Below are 23141 nucleotides of genomic sequence, written 5' to 3'. Positions count from 1 at the left end.
CGCGCGCGGACGGGCGAGGTTCCTAGACTGTCGTTCATTCATGACAACTGAGTCATCAGACGACGAAAGCCAGTGATGTCCGGTCCCAACACCGACTATGACCCGGTAGAGGTCACCCCCTTGAAGGCTGAGGAGGTCGAGGCCGCGCGCGATGCTGCGCTGGTGGCCATCGACGCCGCGAACAGTCTCGAGGAGCTCAAGCAGACACGGCTCGACCACGCCGGCGACCGTTCGCCGCTGGCCCTGGCCAACCGCGAGATCGGCGCCCTGCCTCCGGCCGCGCGCAAGGAGGCCGGCCAGCGGGTCGGCAAGGCGCGTGGCGCGGTCAACCAGGCGCTCGCGGCGCGGCAGAAGGTGCTCGAGGCCGAGCACGAGGCGCGGATGCTGGTCGAGGAGACCGTCGACGTGACGCTCCCGACCGACCGGGTCCCGGCCGGCGGGCGACACCCGCTCACCACCGGTGCCGAATACATCGCCGACATCTTCGTGGCGATGGGCTGGGAGGTCGCCGAGGGGCCGCTCATCGAGGCCGAGTGGCTCAACTTCGACGCGCTCAACCTCGGTCCGGACCACCCCGCTCGCACCATGCAGGACACCTTCTGGACCGAGCCGGCCGAGAACCACGTGGTCCTCCGGACCCACACCAGCCCCGTCCAGGCGCGCACGATGCTGACCCGCGAGGCGCCGATCTACGTGGTGTGCCCCGGCCGCGTCTTCCGCACCGACGAGTACGACGCGACCCACTCGCCGATGTTCCACCAGGTCGAGGGGCTGGCCATCGACGAGGGCATCTCGATGGCGAACCTGAAGGGCACCCTGGACCACTTCGCCACCCAGATGTTCGGCGAGGGCATCGTGACCCGGTTCCGGCCGTCGTACTTCCCGTTCACCGAGCCTTCGGCCGAGGTCGACCTGACCTGCTTCGTCTGCCGGGGGGCCCAGGTGATCGACGGCGTCACGTGTCGTACGTGCAAGGGCGAGGGCTGGATCGAGTGGGGCGGCTGCGGGATCGTCAACCCGCGCGTCCTGGTGGCGTGCGGCGTCGACCCGGAGAAATACAGCGGCTTCGCGTTCGGGATGGGCATCGACCGCACCCTGATGTTCCGCACCGGCCTGTCCGACCTGCGCACCCTGTTCGAGGGTGACGTCCGGCTTACTACTGCTTTCGGGAGTGAACTGTGAAGGCGCCTCTCTCCTGGATCAAGGAGTACGTCTCGCTGCCGGAGGATCTCGGCATCGACGAGATCACCGACCGGCTGACCGCGCTCGGCCTCAAGCTGGAGGCGATCGAGACCTCCGGCGCCGGCATCGAGGGCCCGCTCGTGGTGGGCCAGGTGCTCACCGCGGAGAAGGAGCCGCAGAAGAACGGCAAGGTCATCAACTGGTGCACCGTCGACGTCGGTTCTGCCAACGGCACGGGGGAGCCGCAGGGAATCGTCTGTGGTGCGCACAACTTCGTCCCCGGCGACAAGGTCGTCGTGATCCTGCCTGGTGGCGTGCTGCCGGGCAACTTCCAGATCTCTGCGCGCAAGACCTACGGCCACATGTCGGCCGGCATGATCTGCTCCGCCCGTGAGCTCGGGCTGGGGGAGGAGGCCGACGGCATCATCGTGCTCCCGGCCGACGCTCCCGCACCCGGGACCGACGCGCGCGAGGTGCTCGGGCTCGGCGAGGAGATCATCGAGTTCGAGATCAACCCCGACCGTGCCTACGCGCTCTCGATGCGCGGCATCGCGCGCGACGCGGCGCTCGGGTTCGAGGCGCCGTTCCACGACCCGGCTCAGCGGGACACGCCGATGGCGAACGACGCCGGCTACCCGGTCCAGATCGAGGACACCGACGGGTGCGACCTCTTCGTGGCCCGCACCATCACCGGCTTCGACCCGGCCGCCGCGACGCCCGACTTCATCAGGAAGCGGCTCGAGGCCGTCGGGGTGCGGTCGATCTCCCTGGCCGTCGACGTGACCAACTACGTGATGTTCGAGCTCGGCCAGCCGATCCACGCCTACGACCGCGCCAAGCTGCAGGGCCCGATCGTGGTCCGTCGTGCGAACGCGGGCGAGAAGCTGGAGACCCTCGACGGGACCGTCCGTGTCCTCGACCCCGAGGACCTGGTCGTCTGCGACGACTCCGGCCCGATCGGCCTGGGCGGGGTGATGGGCGGTGCCACGACCGAGGTCTCCGAGTCCACCACCGACCTGCTCATCGAGGTCGCTCACTGGGAGCCGCGCTCGATGTTCCGCACCGGGCGCCGCCACAAGCTGACATCCGAGGCCGGCAAGCGCAACGAGCGCGGCACCGACCGGCTGCTGCCGCCGGTCTCGGCCCAGCGTGTGGTCGAGCTGCTCGTGGAGCACGGCGGCGGCGTGGTCGAGGAGGGCGTGACCGCGGTCGGCCCGACCGCCTCGCCGGCCACGCGCGCGCCGCTCACCGAAATCACCATCGCCACCGACCTTCCGGCTCGGATCATCGGTATCGACGTATCCGTCGAGACGGTCGTGAGGTCGCTGGAGCTGGTCGGCTGCCAGGTGAGTGTCGTGGGTGACTCGCTGACCGCGAAGGTCCCGACCTACCGGACCGACCTGGTCGACCCCTACGACCTGATCGAGGAGGTCGCCCGCATCGTCGGCTACGACAAGGTCCCCTCGGTGCTGCCGCGCCGGGCGACCGGCCGTGGCCTGACCCGCGCCCAGCAGCTGCGCCGCCGGATCGGGCGGGCGCTCGCCGGTGCCGGACTGGTGGAGGTCGTCGACTTCCCGTTCGTGGGCGAGGCCGACTTCGACCGGCTCGGACTGGCCGCCGACGACGTCCGTCGCCACACCGTCAAGCTGGCCAACCCGCTCAGCAGCGAGGAGCCGGGCTACACCACGACGCTCCTACCGGGGCTGCTGAAGGTCGCTGCCCGCAACGTCTCGCGGGGTCAGGACGGGGTCTCCCTGTTCGAGACCGCCACGGTCGCGTTCCCGGTGGACCAGGCCGCGCCGATCTACGGTGTCGACCGGCGCCCGTCGGCCGAAGAGCTCGACAAGCTCCTCGCCGCGATCCCGCGCCAGCCGCTGCACCTCGCCGTCGTCCTCGCCGGGGAGCGTACGCGAAGCGGTTGGTGGGGTTCGGCGGAGACCGCCTCGTGGGCCGATGCCATCGACGTCGTCCGGCGTCTTGGGTCCGAGCTCGGGGTTCCGGTCGAGGTCGCCTCGTCGACGCGAGCGCCGTGGCACCCGGGTCGCTGCGCGGTCGTCTCCGTCGACGGCGTCGAGTTCGGCCACGCCGGCGAGCTGCACCCCAACGTGTGTAAGGCGTTCGGGCTGCCGGCCCGCTCGGCCGCGGTCGAGATCGACCTCGACTTCCTGATCTCGAAGGTGCCCGCCACCGCCGCCGGCCCGGTCTTCTCGACCATGCCGGTGGCCAAGGAGGACGTCGCGCTGACCGTGTCGACCGACGTCACCGTCGCTGCCGTCGAGGCGGCGCTGCGTGAGGGCGCCGGCGAGCTGCTGGAGACCGTGCGGCTCTTCGACGTCTATGTCGGGGACCAGGTGGGTGAGGGCAAGAAGTCGCTCGCCTTCGCGCTCCGCTTCCGCGCCCCCGACCGCACGTTGACGGCCGAGGAGACCGCGGCCGCCCGCGGCGCGGCGGTCGCCAAGGCGGCCGAGCTCACCGGCGCCGTGCAGCGCTGAGGGGCCGTTCGACAACCCGGGAGGGCCGCTCGCGCGTCGTTGCGAGCGGCCCTCCTGGTTGCGTGTGGCGGTCGTCTGGGGCGGGCACTTTCCCGCCATGGTGGGATTCTGACCGGAGGAACGGGATTCGTCGGGCACCATTTCCCGCCATGGCGGGAATTTGCCCCGCCGGGGATCCGCTGATCAGCGCCAGGTCAGGAGAGCGCGTCCCGAAGCGCGGCGAGGACGGTGTCGATCTCCTCGGGCGTGGTCTGCCAGGACGTCACGAACCGGACCTGGCCGTCGAGCTGGTAGAAGAGCACCCCGGCGGCCTCCAAACGGTCGGCGGCCTTCTCGGGCAGGTCCACCCAGGCGAGGTTGGCGTCGACGGAGTTGGTGATGCGTACGTCAGCCTTCTCCAGGCCCGCGGCGAGCTCCGCCATCCGCTCGTTGGCGTTGCGGGCGTTGCGGAGCCAGAGGTCGTCGGTGAGGTAGGCCAGCAGCTGGGCCGACTGGTAGCGCATCTTCGAGGTGACGTGGCCGCTGCGCTTGGTGCGGAAGACCAGCTCGTCGGCGGGGGCGTCGGTGAAGCAGACGATGGCCTCGGCCGAGAGGGCGCCGTTCTTGGTCGCGCCCAGGGAGAGTACGTCGACGCCGGATCGCCAGGTGAGGTCGGCCGGCGATGCACCCGTGGCCACGACACCGTTCGCGAAGCGGGCGCCGTCCAGGTGCACCCGTAGGTCGCGGGTCTTGGCGATCCCGGTGAGCTCGGCGATCTCCTCGACCGAGTAGACCGTGCCGTAGTCGGACGGTGAGGTCAGCGACAGGACGGCCGGCTGGGAGTGGTGCGGGTCGCCCCAACGTACGCCGGCCAGGTGGGCCTGCAGCGCCTCCGGCGCCATCTTGTAGTCCTCGCCCGCGATGCCGGTCATCACCGCGCCACCGCTCAGGAAGGAGGTGGCGCCGCCCTCGCTGCCGAGGATGTGGGCGGTCTCGTGACACACGACCGAGCCCCACGGCGGGGTCATCGCGGAGAGCGAGAGGGCGTTGGCGGCCGTGCCGCTCAGGACCGGGAAGGCACGGGCCGTGGGGTGCTCGAAGACCTCGCGTACCCGGCTCTCCAGTGCAGCGGTCACCTCATCACCTCCGTAGGCGAGCGCGGAGCCGGAGTTGACGGCAGCCATCGCCTCCAGGATCGCGGGGGAGACGGCGGCGGCGTTGTCAGAGCGCAGTTCGACGGTCACGGTCCTATTCTCGCCATGACGGCTCCACTCCTCGGAGGGAGGGCCGAAATCCCGTACGTACGCGATATATCGTTATGACAGAATGGCCGCTGTGACGACGCTGAGTGTGCTGGACGAGGTCACCTGGGCGGGTGCGCCGGTGGCCGGCGAACGGACCCGGGCGCTGCTGCGCGCGCTGGTCGAGGCCGGTCCGCGAGGTGCCTCCGAGGCTGCTCTGGTCGAGGAGATCTGGGGCCGCGACGACGTCCCGGCCAACCCCTCCAAGGCGCTCCAGGTGGTCGTCTCCCGGGCGCGGACGGCGACCGCGCCGGGCGCGATCGAGCGTACGCCGCGTGGCTACCGCCTCGGACTCGAGGCGGGCGAGGTCGACGCCTGGTCGCTGCGGCCGCAGGCGTTGCGACTGGCCGCGGAGAAGCGCTATGCGGAGGCGCTGCCGCTCCTCGAGCGGCTCGACCGGCTCGACCCCGACGAGGTGGTCACCGAGGCGATCCTCCGGGCGGTCGCCGCGGTGCACGGTGTGCCGGCGGCGCTGGAGCGGTTCGCGGCGTACCGGTCCGGGCTGGCCGACGGCCTCGGTGTCGACCCGAGCCCACGACTGCGGGCGGTTCATGCCGAGCTGCTCGCGCGTGACCGCCCGGTGCGCTCGGGGCTGCGCCACGACGCCGACGTGCTGATCGGCCGCGAGCAGGACACCGCCGAGGTCTCCGCCCTGCTGAAGGGCTCGCGAGTCGTCACCATCCTCGGGCCCGGTGGTCTGGGCAAGACCAGCCTGGCCCAGGTGATCGCACACGACGCCGAGCAGCCGGTGGTCCACTTCGTCGAGCTGGTCGGCGTGACCGCGCCCGACGACCTGGTCAGCGAGGTGGGTTCGGCGCTCGGCGTACGCGACTCGGTCGCCCGCCGCGATCGGCTCACTCCCGAGCAGCGGGCCGACGTGCGGTCGCGGATCGCGCAGCAGCTCGACGGCGCGCCCACCCTGCTCGTGCTCGACAACTGCGAGCACATCGTCGCCGCCGTCGCGGGTCTGACCGCCTTCCTGGTCGCGACGGTGCGCGACCTGACGGTCCTGACGACCTCCCGGAGCCCGCTCGCCATCGGCGCGGAACGGGTCTACCCGCTCGGCCGGTTGGGGGCGTACGACGGCAGCGAGCTGTTCCGGCGCCGAGCGGTCGCCGCCCGCCCCGGTGTCCACCTCGACGAGGAGCGCGTCGAGGAGATCGTCACCCGGCTCGACGGGCTGCCGCTGGCGATCGAGCTGGCTGCGGTCAAGGTCAGGGCGATGTCGGTGGCCGACATCGCCCGGAGGCTGGAGAACCGGTTCGAGCTCCTGCGCGGCGGCGACCGCAACGCCCCCGACCGTCACCAGACCCTTGTCGCGGTCATCGACTGGTCCTGGAACCTGCTCTCCGAGCGCGAGCGCCGGGCGATGCGCTGGCTCTCGGTCTTCCATGACGGCTTCACGCTCGCGGCGGCCGAGGCGATGCTCGGCGCCGATGCGTTCGCGGCGATCGAGGAGCTGGTCGACCAGTCCCTGCTGACGGTCGTCGAGGCACCGTTCGGGTTCCGCTACCGGATGCTCGAGACCGTTCGTGAGTTCGGCCGGATGCAGCTCATCGACGCCGGCGAGGACGACGCCGCCCGGGCCGCTCAGCGAGGCTGGGCCGCGGTGTACGCGGACTCCGGTGCCCGCCGGATCTACTCCCCGGCGCAGTTCGACGCCATGGACGAGCTGCGTGCGGAGGAGAGCAACCTCGCTGACATCCTGCGCCAGGTCCTGGCCGACGACGAGGCCGAGTCCGTGATCCGCCTCTTCTGCGCGCTGGGTGTCTTCTGGACCATCGCGGGCGAGCACCAGCGCGTGATCATGCTCGCCGGACCCGTCGCCGACCTCCTCGCCGAGTGGGACCCGCCTGCCGAGATGCTGGAGAAGACCCGCCTCGTCCTGGCCCTGCTGCTCTTCGGCGCGGCCGTCACCGGCGGGTCCGGGCTGGAGCGGCTGATGGGGATCCTCGACCGGGTCGGCACCGACGCCGCCGATCCGCAGCTCAGGGTGATGCTGAAGGTCATGCAGGCGATGGCGGCGACGGTCGCCCGCCTCGGCGAGCCCGGCCGGCCGCTGGAGGACGAGCTGATCGACCTGATCGCCGACCCCGACCCGGAGGTGCGTGCCCGCGCCTACACCTTCCTCAGCCACGAGCGGGAGAACCTCGGCGATCCCGAGGGCGCGCTCGCCGCGGGGACGGAGGCGTTGCGCCTGACCGGCACCGAGGGCGGACCCTGGCCGCGCGCCATGCTGCACGCCCAGCTCAGCGGTCTCTACGCCCAGCTCGGCCGGCTCGGCGAGGCCGCCCACCATGCCCGCGAGGCCGTCCCGGTCCTGCGCCGTCTCGGTGCCGACGACGACCTCGTCCAGACCCACGCGATCCTGGTGACGTACGCGGTGGAGCAGGGGCGCCTGGCGGAGGCCGCCGAGATCCTCGCCGAGCTCTCCGAGGAGCAGCCTCGCGGTGGCTTCGGCTCCCGTGGCGCCGTCCACGGCGCGCGTGCCCAGGCCCTCCTCGCCCAGGGGCGGGTCCGGGAGGGCCTGGCGCTGTTCCGCGAGGTGGTGGCGACGATGGGCGAGCTGCCGTTCCCGGGATTCAGCGACGACCCCGACCTGGTCCCGTGGCGGGTCGCGGCCGAGGCCGTCACCGTGGTCAGCTGCGCTCGCCACGGCGACGGTGCCGACGGCGCCGATCTCTTCGGCGTGCTGATGGAGAAGGCGCCCCGTCTGGTCTCCCGGGAGCGCCGGTCCCAGGACTATCCCGTGACCGGCATGATGCTCCTCGCCCTGGGCGTGTGGGGTCTTCTGCGGGACGCGCTGCCGCGTGAGGAGTCGGTGCGGTTGCTGGTGCTGGCCGACCGGTTCGGCTACTCCCGGTCGTTCCTCGACATGCGCTGGGAGCTCGCCGTCGCCGACGCGGCCCGGCTCGCGCCGGGCGTACTCGACCGGGTGTCGGCCGAATACGGCGACCGCCGCGGGCTCGCCCTGCTGGACGAGGCCCGCGGCGTGATTGCGCGGCTGGCCTAGAGCTTCTTGCTGTAGCTCCACACCGAGAGCGGCGCGAAGACCGCGACCACCGTGGCGCACCCGACGAGCGCCCACACGACGCTCAGGGTGAGGTCCCCGGCGTTCATCAGGTCGCGGGTGGCGTTGATGACCAGCGTGACCGGGTTGACGTCGACGAAGTGCTGCAACCAGACCGGCATGGTCTCCTTCGGTACGAACGCGGGGGAGAGGAAGGTCAGCGGGAACATGATCATCATGCCCAGGCCCTGCACCCCGCCTGCGGTCTTCAGGACCGTGCCGAGCCAGGTGAAGATCCAGCTCAGCGACCAGCCGGCGAAGATGGTCAGCGCCCAGCCGGCGAGCACTCCGCCGACACCGCCGCCGGGCCGGTAGCCCATCAGCAGGCCGACCAGGACCGTCAGCGTCGCCGCGATCCCGTAGCGGAGCAGGTCGGCGACGGCGGGTCCGGCCAGCGGCGCGATCCGGGCGATCGGGAGTGCCTTGAACCGGTCGAAGACACCCTTGTCCATGTCCTCGCGCAGCTGGGTGCCGCGAGCCATCGAGGCGGTCAGCGCGGTCTGGGCCAGGATGCCGGTGATGATGGTCGGCAGGTAGGCCTTCACGTCACCGGAGATCGCGCCGCCGAAGATGTAGGCGAACATCGCGGTGAACAGCAGCGGCTGGATCGTCACGTCGAAGAACTGCTCGGGGTTGCGCATCATCTTGATGTACGCCCGGCGGGCCATGGTCAGCGTCTGGCTGATCGTCTCGCCCACGCCCGGGTGAGCCTTGAGCGGACGGTCGGCCACGGCGTACGTGGAGATCAGTGCAGCCATCTCAGGCCACCTCCTCGGTGCGGATGTCGGTGCGGATGTCGGTGCGGGCGTCGGTGCGGGCGTCGGTGCGGGCGTCGGTGCGGGCGTCGGTGCGGTCGTCGTCAGGGTTCTCGGTGCTCTCGGTGCCGTGGCCGGTCAGGGCGAGGAAGGCCTCGTCGAGGGTCGGCTGCTGCACGTTGGCGGTCGTGATCGAGATGCCTGCGTGGCGAAGACCGATGAGCACGTCGGCGGCGCGGTCGGCATCGGCCAGCGGTACGTTGACGCCGCCTGCCTCGGGAGTGAGCACGGGACGGTCGCCGGTGACCTTCTCGACCACGGCCGCGGCGGCGGCGACCTGTGCCTTGTCGCTCAGCCACAGATGCAGCGTCGAGTTCCCGACCGAGGTCTTGAGCTGCTCGGAGGTGCCCTCGGCGACCTTGACGCCGCGGTCGATGACCGCGATCCGGTCGGCGAGCTGGTCGGCCTCGTCGAGGTACTGCGTGGTCAGCAGGACCGTGGAGCCGCCGGAGACCAACGTACGGATGGTGTCCCACATCTGGCCGCGGGTGCGAGGGTCCAGTCCGGTGGTGGGCTCGTCGAGGAAGATGAGCGGGGGACGGGACAGGAGCGAGGCGGCCAGGTCGAGGCGTCTGCGCATGCCGCCGGAGAACTTCGAGATCTGCCGCTTGGCGGCCTCCTGGAGGCCGAAGGACTCCAGGAGCTCCTCCGAGGCGGCTCGGGCGGCCTTGCCGGACATGCCGAGCAGGCGGCCGAAGAGGACCAGGTTCTCGGTGGCGGTGAGGTTCTCGTCGACCGAGGCGTACTGCCCGGTCACGCCGACGAGCTGACGCACCTGGTGGGGGTGCGCCTTGACGTCGACCCCGAAGATCTCCGCCTCGCCGGCGTCGATCGGGAGCAGGGTCGCGAGCATCTTGAGGGTCGTGGTCTTGCCGGCGCCGTTGGGGCCCAGCACGCCGAAGACCTCACCGCGGCGGATCTCGAGGTCGATCCCGTCGACCGCGGTGAAGTCTCCGAAGGTCTTGACCAGACCTGAGGCCGATACGGCCAGTTCGGTGGTTGTCATGCTCCCACGGTGAAGGGCGCTGGTTTCAGGGCGCCTTCACCGCGGTTTCACGACCTCCGAGCCGGTTTCAGTGGCCGGTTTCAGTGGCCGATTTCAGCGGGCGGCGTCGAGGCGGGCGAGGACGTCGTCGAGGTCCTCGCCGACCACCAGCGACTCGCCGGGGGAGCCGTGCAGGAACCCGGCCTCGGCGATGCGCTCCATCATCTCCACGAGCGGGTCCCAGAAGCCGTTGATGTTGAGCAGGCCGACGGGCTTGCCGTGCAGCGACAGGGTCTGCCAGGTCCAGACCTCGAAGAGCTCCTCGAGCGTGCCGATCCCGCCGGGGAGCACCAGGAACGCCTCGGCGCGTTCGGCCATGCGCGCCTTGCGCTCGTGCATCGTGTCGACCACGATCGTCTGCATCCCCGGCGCGCCTTCGACGCGACCCCACTCGCGCTCGATCATGAATCGTGGGATCACGCCGAAGACCCTGCCGCCACCGTCGATGGTGCCCTGGGAGATCTGGCCCATCAGGCCGCCGCCGCCCGCGCCGTAGACCAGCTCGATGCCACGCTCGGCGAGCCCCGCGCCGACCTCGTAGGCCTTCTTCCCGAGGGCCGGGTCGTTGCCGTCGCGGGAGCCGAGAAAGACCGCCAGGTGCTTGATCATGCGGGAAGGTTAGTCGTCCGTGATCGCCTGGTTGGTCAACGCGCGGAAACGCTCGTAGATGTCGTCGTCTCCGGTGACCTGGATGCCCTCGTCGTCGCGCCGGCGCCAGAGCCAGGCGTCGAGGTCGGCCGCAGAGCCCTCGATGACGACGTCCGGCTCGGTGCCGGCCGGGATCTTCTCGGCGGGGACGACGCTGAGGTCGGGCTCGTCCTCGAGCCGGTCGCCGTTGGGGCGGGTGCCGGAGACGACGCCGAGCTGGACCCAGGTCTGGGTGTCGGTGTCGACGGCGTCGACGCGCACGTAGTGGTCGCTGCCGGCGAAGCTCGCCCAGTCGGGCTTGCCGCCGTAGAACACGTCCAGGAGCTCGTCGATCCCGTCCGCGGCGAGCGCGGGGTCGAGCGGCGTCACCGCGCCCGCGGTGAGCTCGGCGTCGAGGCGGTGGATGAGGATCTCGTGGGCCTGCCTGCGATAGGTGAAGGCGGCGGTGTTGTCCTGCGACCAGGACCAGGTGGGCTCCTCGGGCCCGGTCTGCTCGAGGGTCTTGATGAACCGGGCGTTGAGGTCGTCGAAGCGGGCGAGCAGGTCCTGGTAGCTGGCGCCCTCGGGGCGCTCGAGCTCGGTATAGGTCTCCTCGGACGGCTCCGCGGGACGGCTCTCCAGGACGTACGTCCAGAAGTGCTGCACCTCGGCGGCGACGTGCCACAGCAGGTCGGCGGCGGTCCACTCCGGGGCGGTCGGGACCGGGGCCGTGGGGTCGGTGTCGGCCAGCACGGCACGGAAACGCGCCGACTCCGACCGGATGTGGTCGAGGTAGGCGGTGGGGGTGAGACGAGTCATGGAGGGAACCTTAAGCGGCGGCGCCGACGCATTTCCTCCGGGTTTCTTCTTCAGTCGTCTCAGGGGTCGAACAAGCTTTGCATGATGCATGCAGGGTGACGTATGTTCATGCACATGACGAAGAAGCGCGTCGCCGTAGCCGGTGCCAGTGGATATGCCGGAGGTGAGCTGCTCAGGCTGCTGTTGGCCCACCCCGAGGTGGAGATCGGCGCGCTGACCGCCGCCTCCAGCGCGGGCAAGACCCTGGGGAGCCTCCAGCCCCACCTGCTCCCGCTGGCCGACCGCGTGCTGGAGCCCACCAACGCCGAGACCCTCGCCGGTCACGACGTCGTCTTCCTGGCGCTCCCGCACGGCGAGTCCGGACCGATCGCCGCCGGCCTTCCCGACGACGTGGTCGTGATCGACTGCGGCGCCGACTACCGGCTCGCCGACGCCGAGACGTGGACGAAGTTCTACGGCACCGACCACGCCGGCACCTGGCCCTACGGGCTCCCCGAGCTTCCCGGTCAGCGGGAGACCCTGGCCGGCGCCAGCCGGATCGCGGTGCCGGGCTGCTTCCCGACCGTCTCCACGCTCGCCCTGGCCCCGGCCGTCGGGGCCGGCATCGTCGAGCCCGAGGTCGTCGTCGTCGCCGCCACCGGCACCAGCGGCGCGGGCAAGTCGTCCAAGCCCCACCTGATCGGTGCCGAGGTGATGGGCAACGTGAGCGCCTACGGGGTCGGCGGCGGCCACCGCCACACCCCCGAGATCGTCCAGAACCTCTCGGGCCTGGTCGACGGCGAGGTGTCGGTCTCCTTCACCCCGGTCCTGGTGCCGATGCCCCGCGGCATCCTGGCGACCTGCTCGGCCAAGCTCGCCGACGGTGTGACCGCGGCCGATGCCCGTGCCGTCTACGAGAAGGCCTACGGCGAGGAGCCCTTCATCCACCTGCTCCCCGAGGGCCAGTGGCCCCAGACCCAGGCCGTGCTCGGCTCGAACGCCGTCCACCTGCAGGTGACGGTCGACGAGGCCGCCGGGCGGCTGGTCGTCGTCGGCGCCGAGGACAACCTCGCCAAGGGCACCGCCGGGGGAGCGATCCAGTGCATGAACCTCGCGCTCGGCCTCGACGAGACCGCCGGGCTGACCACGGTGGGAGTGGCCCCGTGATCGACCTGGAGACCGTCTCGCACGAGCCTGGACGCCCCGACCCCGCCAAGGCCCGCACCCTCGCCGGCGCCCTGCCGTGGCTGAAGGAGTACCACGGCAAGATCGTCGTGGTGAAGTACGGCGGCAACGCCATGACCGACGACAAGCTCAAGCGCGCGTTCGCCGAGGACGTCGCCTTCATGCGCTTCGCCGGCTTCAAGCCGGTCGTCGTGCACGGCGGCGGCCCGCAGATCTCGAGCATGCTCGACCGGCTCGGCATCGAGTCGGAGTTCCGCGGCGGGCTGAGGGTGACCACCCCTGAGGCCATGGACGTGGTCCGGATGGTCCTGGTCGGCCAGGTGCAGCGCGAGCTCGTCGGACTGATCAACGAGCACGGCCCGCTGGCCGTCGGCCTCTCCGGCGAGGACGCCGGGCTCTTCACCGCCGAGCCGGCCAGCACCGTCGTCGACGGCGAGGAGGTCGATCTCGGTCAGGTCGGCGAGGTCGTCGACGTACGTCCCGCGTCGGTCCTCGACATCATCGAGGCGGGCCGGATCCCGGTGGTCTCCAGCGTCGCCCCGGACGCCGACGGCGTGATCTACAACGTCAACGCCGACCGCGCCGCCTCGGCCCTGGCGGTCGCGCTGCAGGCCGAGAAGCTGCTCGTCCTGACCGACGTCGAGGGCCTCTACCTCGACTGGCCCGACCCCGAGGAGGTCATCGGCGAGATCAGCCCCGAGGCCCTCGAAGGCATCCTTCCCGACCTCGCCAGCGGGATGATCCCGAAGATGAGCGCCTGCCTCGAGGCGGTCAAGGGTGGCGTGAAGCGCGCCACCGTCGTCGACGGCCGCGAGCAGCACGCCGTGCTGCTGGAGCTGTTCACAGCCGAGGGAGTCGGCACCCAGGTGCTCCCCGGCGTCACCACCAAGACCCGCAAGGCAAGGGAGCTGGACCGATGAGCACCTATGGAGAGCGCTACGCCGCCTCCCTGATGAACACCTTCGGCGCCCCCAAGCTGGTCCTCACCCGAGGCGAGGGTGCCCACGTGTGGGACGAGAACGGCAAGGAGTACGTCGACCTGCTGGCCGGCATCGCGGTCAACGCGCTCGGCCACGCCCACCCCGCGCTGGTCTCCGCGGTGACCTCGCAGATGCAGTCCCTCGGCCACGTCTCCAACTTCTTCACCTCACACCCGCAGGTCGAGCTGGCCGAGGCCCTGCTCGCGCGGGTTCCCGGCGGGGAGACCGGGCGGGTGTTCTTCACCAACTCCGGCACCGAGGCCAACGAGGCCGGCTTCAAGCTGACCCGGCGCACCGGCCGCACGCACATCGTCGCCGCCCAGGGCGCCTTCCACGGCCGCTCGATGGGTGCGCTGGCGCTGACCGCCAAGGAGGCCTACCGGGCGCCGTTCGAGCCGCTCCCGGGTGAGGTCACCTTCGTGCCCTACGGTGACGCTTCCGCGCTGGCCGCGGCCGTGACCGACGAGACCGCGGCGATCATCCTGGAGCCGATCCAGGGCGAGGCCGGCGTCATCGTGCCACCCGCCGACTACCTCGCTGCCGCGCGCGCCGTGGCCGACGAGCACGGCGCGCTGCTGTGGCTCGACGAGGTGCAGTCGGGTCTGGGCCGCACCGGCCGCTGGTTCGCCCACGAGACCTCGGGCGTCACCGCCGACATCGTGACCCTGGCCAAGGGTCTCGGCGGCGGCTTCCCGATCGGTGCCTGCATCGGCCTGGGCCGGGCCGCCACGCTCTTCGAGCCCGGCAACCACGGCACCACCTTCGGTGGCAACCCGGTCGCCTGTGCCGCCGGTCTCGCGGTGATCGAGACGATCGAGTCCGAGGGCCTCCTCGAGCACGTCACCGTCCTCGGCCAGAAGCTGCGCGACGGTCTCGCCGCCGACCCGCGGGTCGCGAGGGTCGAGGGCGAAGGCCTGTTCATCGGCGTGGTTCTCACCGGTCTCGACACCGCCGCCGTCGCCGCGGCCGCGCTCGAGGCCGGCTTCATCCTCAACAACGCCACCCCCGAGCGGATCCGGATCGTGCCGCCGCTCGTGCTCACCGAGGACGACGCCGAGAAGCTTCTGGCCGCCTGGCCGGCGATCCTCGACTCAGCGGAGACGACCGAAGCGAGGTCGGGCGGCGAGCTTGCTCGTCCGCTCGCGCCGAGCGAGGGAGTGACCGAGCGCAGCGAGGAGGCGACGAAGTGACCAGACACTTCCTCCGCGACGACGACCTCACCCCGGCCGAGCAGGCCGAGGTGCTGGCGCTCGCGGCGGCGATGAAGCAGGATCCCTACGCGGCCAAGCCGCTGGCCGGCCCGGTGACCGTGGCCACGATCTACGACAAGCCGACGCTGCGCACCCAGGCGTCGTTCTCCTCCGGGATCGCCGAGCTCGGCGGCCACTCGATGCTCGTCGACGGCCGCCTGGCCGGGATCGGGGAGCGGGAGTCGGTCGCCGACGTCGCCCGGGTGCTCGGCCGGCAGGCGGGCGAGATCGTGTGGCGTACGTTCGCGCAGACCGACCTCGAGGAGATGGCCGCCCACTCCGGCGTCCCGGTCGTCAACGCGCTCACCGACGAGTTCCACCCCTGCCAGCTGCTCGCCGACCTGCAGACGCTGCAGGAGCACAAGGGGTCCCTGGCCGGCCTGACCGCGGCCTTCCTCGGCGACGCGGCCTGCAACATGGGCAACTCCTGGGCGCTGGCCGGCGCGATCGCCGGGATGCACGTCCGGTTCGGCGCGCCGGAGGGCTACGCGCCCGACGCGGAGGTGCTGGTCCGGGCGAAGGAGATCGCCGAGGAGACCGGCGGCTCGGTCACGGTGACCTCCGATCCGGCCGCAGCGGCAGCCGGGGCCGACGTACTCATCACCGACACCTGGGTCTCGATGGGCAAGGAGAGCGAGGCGGCCGCCCGGGCCGCGGTGTTCTCGCCCTACGCGCTCACCACCGAGCTGCTCGGCCACGCCCACCCCGACGTGGTCGTGCTCCACTGCCTGCCGGCCTACCGCGGCAAGGAGATCGAGGCCGAGGTGCTCGACGGTCCGCGGAGCCTGGTGTGGGACGAGGCGGAGAACCGGCGCCACGCCCAGAAGGCGATCCTGGCGTTTTTGTGGGAGCGACGATGACGACGAACGAGACCCAGCGTCCCGCGACCAAGGGCGCGCGCCAGTCGCTGATCGTCGACATCATCTGGGGCACGGAGATCCGGTCGCAGACCGAGCTCTCCGAGGCGCTGCTGTCCCACGGGGTCAACGTCACCCAGGCGACGCTCTCGCGCGACCTGGACGAGCTCGACGCGGTGAAGGTGCGGGCACCTTCCGGGGCGCTGGTCTACGCCGTCCCTGGCGAGGGCGGCGACCGCACCGCGGTGGCGCCGGGCGAGTCCGCGAGCGGACGCAGCAAGCTCGGCCGACTCGCCCGTGAGCTGTTGGTGAGCGCCGACGGGAGTGCGAACCTGGTGGTGCTGCGTACTCCTGCGGGCGGAGCCCAGTACTTCGCCTCCGCGATCGACCGGGCCGAGTATCCCGACATCCTCGGCACCATCGCCGGCGACGACACCGTGCTCGTCATCGGCCGCGAGCCCAAGGGCGGAGCGGCGCTCGTCGAGCGGTTCCTCAGCCTCGCCGGCAAGACCACAGACATTCCGTAAGTTTCAGAGCAAGGAGCAACATCTCGTGAGCAAGGTCCTGACCTCCCTTCCCAAGGGTGAGCGTGTCGGCATCGCCTTCTCCGGAGGCCTCGACACCTCCGTGGCGGTCGCCTGGATGCGCGACAAGGGCGCGGTCCCGTGCACCTACACCGCCGACATCGGGCAGTACGACGAGCCCGACATCTCCGGGGTCCCGGACCGTGCGATGGCCTACGGCGCGGAGATCGCCCGCGCCGTCGACATCAAGCCGCAGCTGGTCGAGGAAGGCCTGGCCGCGCTCGCCTGCGGCGCCTTCCACATCCGCTCCGGCGGTCGTGCCTACTTCAACACCACGCCGTTGGGGCGCGCGGTGACCGGCACCATGCTGGTGCGGGCCATGCACGCCGACGACGTCAACATCTGGGGTGACGGGTCGACGTTCAAGGGCAACGACATCGAGCGGTTCTACCGCTACGGCCTGATGGCCAACCCCGAGCTGCGCATCTACAAGCCGTGGCTCGACGCCGACTTCGTCCACGAGCTCGGTGGCCGCCACGAGATGTCGGAGTGGCTGGCCGCCCACGACCTGCCCTACCGGGACTCCACCGAGAAGGCCTACTCCACCGACGCCAACATCTGGGGCGCCACCCACGAGGCCAAGACCCTCGAACACCTCGACGTCTCCCTGGAGACCGTCGAGCCGATCATGGGCGTGAAGTTCTGGGACCCCTCGGTCGCCATCGAGACCGAGGACGTCTCGATCTCGTTCGTCGAGGGTCGTCCGGTGGCGATCAACGGCAAGACCTACTCCGACCCCGTCGCGCTGGTCTACGAGGCCAACGCGATCGGTGGTCGCCACGGCCTGGGTATGTCCGACCAGATCGAGAACCGGATCATCGAGGCCAAGTCGCGCGGCATCTACGAGGCGCCGGGCATGGCGCTGCTGTGGGCGGCCTACGAGCGGCTGCTCAACGCGGTGCACAACGAGGACACCATGTCCAACTACTACAACGAGGGCCGCAAGCTCGGCCGGCTGCTCTACGAGGGCCGCTGGCTCGACCCGCAGGCCCTCATGCTGCGCGAGTCGATCCAGCGCTGGATCGCCTCGCTGGTCTCCGGCACGGTCACCCTGCGGCTGCGCCGTGGCGAGGACTACACGATCCTCAACACCGAGGGTTCGCACTTCTCCTACCACCCGGAGAAGCTCTCCATGGAGCGCGTCGAGAACGCCGCCTTCGGCCCCGTCGACCGCATCGGCCAGCTGACCATGCGCAACCTCGACATCGCCGACTCGCGCTCCAAGCTCGAGATCTACGCCGGGCACCCGCTGGACCAGGGCACGGTCCTGGTCGAGAACGGCACCCTCTTCGGTGAGCTGCCCGCCGGTGGCTTCGACCGCATCGCCGCCACCGACGGGAAGCCCATCCCGGCTGCTCTTCCGGTCGAGGGGACGGTCCTCGACGACACCATCCTCGACGAGGCCGCGCTGGAGGCGGGCAACGACTGATGGTCCGCGTCCATCGCAGCTCGGCGCGGGTTCTCCCGGTCAGCTCGGACGGCGAGGTGCTGCTGTTGCAGGACACCGACCCGGGGAACCCGTCGCGAGGCGCCTACTGGACCAGCATCGGTGGCGCCATCGACCCGGGCGAGGAAGCGGTGGGCGCCGCGGTCCGGGAGCTGTGGGAGGAGGCCGGCGTCCGGGTCACGCCCGAGGCGCTGGTCGGTCCCGTCCGAGTCCACGAGGATGAGTTCAGCTGGAACGGCGTCGACTACAGCGGCCACAACGCCTACTTCGGCCTCGCCCTCGACCGTGAGGTCGAGATCAGCTTCGTCAACCTTGAGCCGATCGAGGTCGTGTCGGTCGTCCAGGCCGGATGGTGGACGCCGGACAAGCTCCGCGCCGAGGGCACCGCAGCCCCCGGCGCACTTCCTGACATCATGGAGATCGCTATCAAAGCCGTACGAGGAGAGTCGTGACCACGCCTGCCAACACCACCAACGAGGGCAAGCTCTGGGGAGGCCGGTTCGCCGGGGGTCCGTCGCCGGAGCTGGAGGCACTGTCGCGCTCGACGCAGTTCGACTGGCGGCTGGCGCTCTATGACATCGCCGGGTCGCACGCCCACGCCAAGGCGCTGGGCGCCGCCGGGCTGCTCACCGGTGACGAGGAGAACGAGATCCACCGGGGCCTGGACGTCCTCGCCGACCGGTTCACCGCCGGGCGGCTGCTCCCGGCATCCTCCGACGAGGACGTGCACGGCGCGCTGGAGCGGCTGCTGATCGAGGAGATCGGTCCCGAGGTCGGCGGCAAGCTCCGTGCCGGGCGCTCGCGCAACGACCAGATCGCGACCCTGTTCCGCAGCTATCTGCTCGACCACGAGCGCGTGCTCCGCGGACTCGTGCTCGACCTGATCGACGCCCTCGCCGGACAGGCGGAGGAGAACCTCGGCGCGATCATGCCGGGACGTACGCACCTCCAGCATGCCCAGCCGGTGTTGCTCTCCCACCACCTGATGGCCCACGCCTGGACGCTCCTGCGCGACGTCGACCGGCTCAACGACTGGCAGGCGCGGGTCGTGTGCGACTCGCCCTACGGGTCCGGGGCGCTCGCCGGGCAGTCGCTCGGGCTCGACCCCGAGCTGGTCGCCGCCGAGCTCGGCTTCACCGGGTCGAGCGCCAACTCGATCGACGGGACCGCCTCGCGCGACTTCGTCGCCGAGTTCGCCTACGTGTGCGCCCAGATCGGCGTCGACATCAGCCGGATCGCCGAGGAGATCATCCTGTGGGCGACCAAGGAGTTCGACTTCGTCACGCTGCACGACTCCTGGTCGACGGGTTCGAGCATCATGCCGCAGAAGAAGAACCCCGACATCTCCGAGCTCGCTCGGGGCAAGGCCGGCCGCCTCGTCGGAAACCTGACCGGGCTGCTGACGACGCTGAAGGCGCTGCCGCTGGCCTACAACCGTGACCTGCAGGAGGACAAGGAGCCGGTCTTCGACTCCCTCGACACCCTGGAGGTGCTGCTCCCGGCCTTCACCGGCCAGGTCGCGACGCTGATCTACAACACCGACCGGATGGCCGAGCTCGCCCCGCAGGGCTTCTCACTGGCCACCGACATCGCCGAATGGCTGGTGCGACAGGGCACCCCGTTCCGGATCGCCCACGAGCTCGCCGGCGCCTGCGTCCAGGCGGCGGAGAAGCGTGGGGCGGAGCTGGACGCTCTGACCGACGAGGAGTTCGCCACGATCTCGCCGGCGCTCACACCGGACGTACGCCTGGTGCTGACCATCGAGGGATCGGTCGCCTCCCGGGACGGCCGGGGCGGCACGGCCCCTGACCGGGTCGCCGAGCAGCTCGCCGAGCTCCGGTCCAAGGCAGCCGGGTTCCGTCCGTCCTAGTGCTCCTCACCGACCTGCTGCACCAGCGCCCCGAGGTGACCGCTCCGCGGCTCCTCGGGGCGACGCTGTCGTTCGACGGGGTGAAGGTGCGTCTCACCGAGGTGGAGGCATACGCGGCCGACGACCCCGGCTCGCATGCCTTCCGCGGCGAGACGAACCGCAACCGGGTGATGTTCGGTCCGCCGGGGCGGCTCTACGTCTACTTCACCTACGGGATGCACTACTGCGCCAACCTGGTCTGCCACCCGGCCGGCGAACCCGGGGGGATCCTGCTCCGCGCGGGAGAGGTGATCGAGGGGATCGAGGCGGTCCGGGAACGACGCGGAGCGGTACGCGACGTCGATCTCGCCCGTGGCCCGGCCCGCCTCGCCTCGGCCCTCGGCATCGACCTCACCATGAACGGGACGACCGACTTCGAGCTGGACCTGGCGCCGGCCGAGGCTTGGGCGGCGATCGAGGTGGCCGCCGGACCGCGGGTCGGACTGCGTCTCGCGCCGGAGCGTCCGTGGCGGTTCTGGGTCGCCGGCGACCCGACGGTCTCGCGCTACCGGCCGGCGAAGGCGCTCTGAGAGCTCGCTCGGACGGGCCGATCACCGTCCACAGGCAGGGTTCGGACCGGGGTTCTCCACAGGCCTCACAGGCCCGGGCGGAACTGTCGGTGCCCTTGACCACGATGGTGGTCGGAGGTGATCGAGATGACGGTCGCAAGGGTAGAGAAGGAGCCATCACCGGACGATGGCGAGCGGATGGGGCCGGCCGGCGGGCTGGCAACGGTCAACGAGGTGCGGCTGATCGGCCGGCTGTCGCTGGCAGCCGAGGAGAGGGAGCTGCCGAGCGGCGACCAGCTCACCGCGTTCAGGGTGGTGGTGAACAGGCCGCGCGACAAACGCCGGGGGAGCCGGGTGCAGATCGACGCGCTCGAGTGTCACAGCTGGGTCGCCCGGGTCCGTCGAGCCGCGACGACCTGGCAGGTCGGGGACGTGATCGAGGTCAACGGGTCCCTGCGCCGCCGGTTCTTCAAGACCGGCGGACGCCTGCAGTCGATGACCGAGGTCGAGGTGCTGACGGCCAGACGTGTGAGTCGTGCCGCCGCCGCGACCAGGCAGGCCAGCTAGTGGCGAGACTTCTCGAGTCGAGCTGCGTCGAGAAGCCGGATGAGCACCCCGGGGTGCGGCTTGGGCTGGAAGGAGGTCGCCTTCTCCGGGAGCAGCTGACCGATCGACGCCGAGGACAGGATGGTGTCGAACGTGGGCGCCGCCAGCAGCACCGCGACGTCGCGGCCCGGGCGGGCCCGCTTCAGCGCGGCATCCACCTGGTGCGCGTGCAGCACCCGCGAGGGCTGTCGGTGCAGCTCCGGGAGGACCCGGTCGTGCAGATAGCCGACATCACCGGTGATCGGACTCCGGGAGGTGTCGACGTCGATCGTGGCCCAGCCCCGGCCGTCGCTGACCACGATGACCTTTGGCCCCAGCCTGCCCAGCGTGGCGTCACGGCCGCCCGCGCTCCACTTCGCGCCGACGGCCTCGGCCGCGGCCCGTAGGTCACGCAGGTTCACTCCGGCGAGCACCCGGTGGATCGCTCCGAGCTGCAACGGCGTGTCGTCCTGGTCGATGAGCATCGCCAGACCGAAGTCCGTCGCGGCGGACCCGCCCGGTTCGGCGACCCCCTGGAGCTCGGCGTAGGCCGCGTAGCGGTGGTGCCCGTCGGCGATCAGCGCCTGCTGGCTCGCCCAGGCCGCGCGCAGCTGCCCGATCAGTGCCTTGTCGGTGATCGCCCAGACACGATGGTGCTGACCGCCGTGGTCGTCGTACTGCTCCTCGGGAGGGCTGGCCTGCACCCGGTCGAGCAGCGCTGCGACGCCGTCGGGCGCGTGGTAGGTGAGCAGGATCGGAGCCGGGTGCACTCGCATCTGCCGCATCCGGGACGCGAGCTGCTCGGCCTGCGCGGTTCGTACGCCCTCGTGGGGGAGCACAGCGGCCTGGCCGGGCTCGCCGGTGCGGTGCGACACGTCGAGGATCCCGACGACGCCCCGCACGGTGATCCCGGCCGCGGTGTACTCGTGCAGATAGAGCGCGAGGTCGCGATGCTCGCGCAGGTCGCCACGTGCCAGCCACGAGCTGATCCGGGACGCGACGCCGCGATAGGGCCGCGAGTAGAGCCGCGCCGAGGTCGGGTCACCGATGCGGGACGGTGCCAGCGAGAGCGCTCGAAAAGGCTCCAGGCGCAGCGGACGCCCCAGGTACGGCGCCCTGACCACACCCGTATCGTCCATCCGCACATCGTAGGGTCACACTGGTGCCATTCGCCGAACCCCCGACTCAGAGTAAGGAACTGCGTGTGCTGACCGGCCATCAGTTGAAGGGCTCAGAACGGACACTCGCCTCCGTCTACGACGTGGCGATGCTCGACCTCGACGGAGTGGTCTACATCGGTGGCGCCGCCGTCCCGCGCGCCCCCGAGGCGCTCGCCGCGGCCCGCGAGGCCGGGCTGCACCTGGCGTTCATCACGAACAACGCCGCCAGGACTCCGGCCAAGGTCGCCGCGAACATCCGAAACCTGGAGATCGAGGCGACCGCCGAGGACGTGGTCACCTCGGCGCAGGCCGCCGCCCATGTCCTCGCCGAGCGGCTCGCGCCGGGGGCGAAGGTGGTCAACCTGGGCGCGGCCGGGCTCCGCGAGCCGCTCGAGGCGGTCGGCCTGGTGCCGGTGGCCGTCGACGAGGACGCCGAGGCGATCGTGACCGGCTACAACCCAGAGCTGCTGTGGAAGGACATCCTGCGCGCGGCGGTCCGGATCAAGGACGGACTCTTCTGGGTCGCCAGCAACACCGACATGACCTTCCCGGCCGCCTATGGCATCGCTCCGGGCCACGGCGTCCTGGTCGACACCCTGCGCCGGTTCTCGGGTGTCGAACCCGTCGTCGCGGGAAAGCCGTCGCGGCCGCTGCTCGAGGAGACCATCCGGCGCACCGCGGCCGAGCGCCCGCTGATGGTCGGCGACCGCCTCGACACCGACATCGAGGGCGGGCACAACGCCGGCGTCGACACGTTGCTGGTGCTCACCGGCGTGACCGGCCTCGATGAGCTGGTCGCCGCCGAGCCGCACCGGCGGCCGGCCTACATCGCCTCCGACCTGCGCGGGCTGCTGGAGACCCACGCGGCCCCGGACAGCGACGGCACGGTGGCGCGGCTGGGCGGCTGGGCGGCGGAGGTGCGCGACGGCGAGCTGCGCGTCACCGGCCAGGGGAGCACCGACGACTGGTGGCGGGTGGCCGCGACCAGCGCCTGGGCGCACCTGGACGCCACCGGAGCGGTGGCCACGATCGGCACGCAGGCCGAGCCGCCTCGCCCGGATGCCGACGGCGGGACGGTAGTCTCAGCCTCATGAGCGAGCAGCACTTCGACGAGACTCCGGCCCCGGCCGGGCTGGGTGGCGCCGGCACGGCGCCGCACACCGGTGTCGCGCGCGTCGACGCGGTCCTCGAGTCGCTCGACCGGCTCGACGAGCTGCCGCTGACCGAGCACGTCAGCGTCTTCGAGGCCGCCCACACCGAGCTGCGCCGCGCCCTGGACCCCGACACCGGAGCCCACGACGCGATGGCCCGGATCGCCGCCGCGTCCGGCGAGCCGCAGCCGACCGACCAGCCCTGAGAGGCGAGC

The 23141-nt window shown here is 71.1% G+C and carries 21 protein-coding genes; 15 read left to right on the top strand and 6 right to left on the bottom strand.

Going from position 1 to position 23141, the window contains the following annotated elements:
• Positions 1 to 75: 75 nt before the first annotated feature.
• Together pheS and pheT are read left to right on the top strand one after the other, a co-directional pair.
• Positions 76 to 1182 (top strand): phenylalanine--tRNA ligase subunit alpha, encoded by a 1107-nt coding sequence (gene pheS / locus ACFVDI_RS18390; protein ID WP_378907715.1) that lies wholly within the window; start codon positions 76 to 78, stop codon positions 1180 to 1182.
• On the top strand, positions 1179 to 3674 hold the full coding sequence (gene pheT / locus ACFVDI_RS18385) for a phenylalanine--tRNA ligase subunit beta (protein ID WP_378907711.1): 2496 nt from the start codon (positions 1179 to 1181) through the stop codon (positions 3672 to 3674). Before pheS ends, pheT begins: the two co-directional genes overlap by 4 nt.
• A gap of 194 nt (positions 3675 to 3868) precedes the next feature.
• Here the strand turns inward: pheT and ACFVDI_RS18380 are convergent, their stop codons facing one another.
• A complete protein-coding gene (locus ACFVDI_RS18380) occupies positions 3869 to 4897 on the bottom strand; it encodes a threonine aldolase family protein (RefSeq protein WP_378907708.1) in 1029 nt (342 codons plus the stop codon).
• 91 nt (positions 4898 to 4988) lie between these two features.
• On the opposite strand from ACFVDI_RS18380, the gene ACFVDI_RS18375 reads away from it, so the two are divergent.
• On the top strand, positions 4989 to 7967 hold the full coding sequence (locus ACFVDI_RS18375) for an ATP-binding protein (RefSeq protein ID WP_378907705.1): 2979 nt from the start codon (positions 4989 to 4991) through the stop codon (positions 7965 to 7967).
• On the opposite strand, the gene ACFVDI_RS18370 is transcribed toward ACFVDI_RS18375, so the two are convergent.
• The 4 genes from ACFVDI_RS18370 to ACFVDI_RS18355 form a co-directional block, all read right to left on the bottom strand.
• On the bottom strand, positions 7964 to 8782 hold the full coding sequence (locus tag ACFVDI_RS18370) for an ABC transporter permease (RefSeq protein WP_378907703.1): 819 nt from the start codon (positions 8780 to 8782) through the stop codon (positions 7964 to 7966). The two genes, ACFVDI_RS18375 and ACFVDI_RS18370, sit on opposite strands and share 4 nt — an antisense overlap.
• A gap of 1 nt (position 8783) precedes the next feature.
• On the bottom strand, positions 8784 to 9845 hold the full coding sequence (locus ACFVDI_RS18365; protein WP_378907700.1) for an ATP-binding cassette domain-containing protein: 1062 nt from the start codon (positions 9843 to 9845) through the stop codon (positions 8784 to 8786).
• A gap of 93 nt (positions 9846 to 9938) precedes the next feature.
• Positions 9939 to 10493: a TIGR00730 family Rossman fold protein gene (locus ACFVDI_RS18360; RefSeq protein WP_378907698.1), complete on the bottom strand. Its 555-nt coding sequence runs from the start codon at positions 10491 to 10493 to the stop codon at positions 9939 to 9941.
• Positions 10494 to 10502: 9 nt separating this feature from the next.
• Positions 10503 to 11330, bottom strand: a complete 828-nt coding sequence (locus tag ACFVDI_RS18355; protein ID WP_378907696.1) for a maleylpyruvate isomerase family mycothiol-dependent enzyme — start codon at positions 11328 to 11330, stop codon at positions 10503 to 10505.
• 108 nt (positions 11331 to 11438) lie between these two features.
• Here ACFVDI_RS18355 and argC point away from each other — a divergent pair, with 108 nt between their 5' ends.
• From argC to ACFVDI_RS18305, 10 genes are all read left to right on the top strand, one after another.
• The gene (gene argC / locus ACFVDI_RS18350; RefSeq protein WP_378907824.1) at positions 11439 to 12476 is read left to right on the top strand and encodes an N-acetyl-gamma-glutamyl-phosphate reductase; all 1038 of its coding nucleotides are present in this window, start codon (positions 11439 to 11441) and stop codon (positions 12474 to 12476) included.
• Positions 12473 to 13414 carry an acetylglutamate kinase gene (gene argB, locus ACFVDI_RS18345; protein WP_378907693.1) on the top strand — a complete coding sequence of 314 codons (942 nt, stop codon included), beginning with the start codon at positions 12473 to 12475 and terminating at the stop codon, positions 13412 to 13414. Before argC ends, argB begins: the two co-directional genes overlap by 4 nt.
• Complete coding sequence (locus ACFVDI_RS18340) at positions 13411 to 14664, top strand: acetylornithine transaminase (protein WP_378907691.1); 1254 nt, start codon at positions 13411 to 13413, stop codon at positions 14662 to 14664. Before argB ends, ACFVDI_RS18340 begins: the two co-directional genes overlap by 4 nt.
• The gene (gene argF / locus ACFVDI_RS18335; protein ID WP_378907688.1) at positions 14661 to 15584 is read left to right on the top strand and encodes an ornithine carbamoyltransferase; all 924 of its coding nucleotides are present in this window, start codon (positions 14661 to 14663) and stop codon (positions 15582 to 15584) included. Before ACFVDI_RS18340 ends, argF begins: the two co-directional genes overlap by 4 nt.
• A complete protein-coding gene (locus tag ACFVDI_RS18330; RefSeq protein ID WP_378907685.1) occupies positions 15581 to 16108 on the top strand; it encodes an arginine repressor in 528 nt (175 codons plus the stop codon). The genes argF and ACFVDI_RS18330 overlap by 4 nt, the downstream gene beginning before the upstream one ends.
• Before the next feature lie 25 nt (positions 16109 to 16133).
• Entirely contained in the window at positions 16134 to 17594 is a 1461-nt protein-coding gene (gene argG, locus ACFVDI_RS18325; protein ID WP_378907682.1) for an argininosuccinate synthase, read from the top strand.
• Entirely contained in the window at positions 17594 to 18064 is a 471-nt protein-coding gene (locus ACFVDI_RS18320; protein ID WP_378907679.1) for an NUDIX hydrolase, read from the top strand. The genes argG and ACFVDI_RS18320 overlap by 1 nt, the downstream gene beginning before the upstream one ends.
• Positions 18061 to 19482 carry an argininosuccinate lyase gene (gene argH / locus ACFVDI_RS18315; RefSeq protein ID WP_378907676.1) on the top strand — a complete coding sequence of 474 codons (1422 nt, stop codon included), beginning with the start codon at positions 18061 to 18063 and terminating at the stop codon, positions 19480 to 19482. Before ACFVDI_RS18320 ends, argH begins: the two co-directional genes overlap by 4 nt.
• Entirely contained in the window at positions 19482 to 20051 is a 570-nt protein-coding gene (locus ACFVDI_RS18310) for a DNA-3-methyladenine glycosylase (protein WP_378907667.1), read from the top strand. Before argH ends, ACFVDI_RS18310 begins: the two co-directional genes overlap by 1 nt.
• A gap of 126 nt (positions 20052 to 20177) precedes the next feature.
• On the top strand, positions 20178 to 20597 hold the full coding sequence (locus ACFVDI_RS18305; RefSeq protein ID WP_378907665.1) for a single-stranded DNA-binding protein: 420 nt from the start codon (positions 20178 to 20180) through the stop codon (positions 20595 to 20597).
• On the opposite strand, the gene ACFVDI_RS18300 is transcribed toward ACFVDI_RS18305, so the two are convergent.
• Positions 20594 to 21754 carry a DUF1015 family protein gene (locus ACFVDI_RS18300; protein ID WP_378907663.1) on the bottom strand — a complete coding sequence of 387 codons (1161 nt, stop codon included), beginning with the start codon at positions 21752 to 21754 and terminating at the stop codon, positions 20594 to 20596. The two genes, ACFVDI_RS18305 and ACFVDI_RS18300, sit on opposite strands and share 4 nt — an antisense overlap.
• 65 nt (positions 21755 to 21819) lie before the next feature.
• Between ACFVDI_RS18300 and ACFVDI_RS18295 the strand changes: the two genes are divergently transcribed.
• Both ACFVDI_RS18295 and ACFVDI_RS18290 read left to right on the top strand, forming a co-directional pair.
• Positions 21820 to 22869, top strand: coding sequence for an HAD-IIA family hydrolase (locus ACFVDI_RS18295; RefSeq protein ID WP_378907660.1), 1050 nt, complete (start codon positions 21820 to 21822; stop codon positions 22867 to 22869).
• Positions 22866 to 23132, top strand: coding sequence for a hypothetical protein (locus ACFVDI_RS18290; protein ID WP_378907657.1), 267 nt, complete (start codon positions 22866 to 22868; stop codon positions 23130 to 23132). The genes ACFVDI_RS18295 and ACFVDI_RS18290 overlap by 4 nt, the downstream gene beginning before the upstream one ends.
• Positions 23133 to 23141: the final 9 nt, after the last annotated feature.

This window comes from Nocardioides sp. NPDC057767, from assembly GCF_042798275.1.
Classification (GTDB): Bacteria; Actinomycetota; Actinomycetes; order Propionibacteriales; family Nocardioidaceae; genus Nocardioides.
The sequence above is the reverse complement of the archived record's forward strand: the minus strand, read 5'-3'. Positions and strand labels throughout refer to the sequence as shown.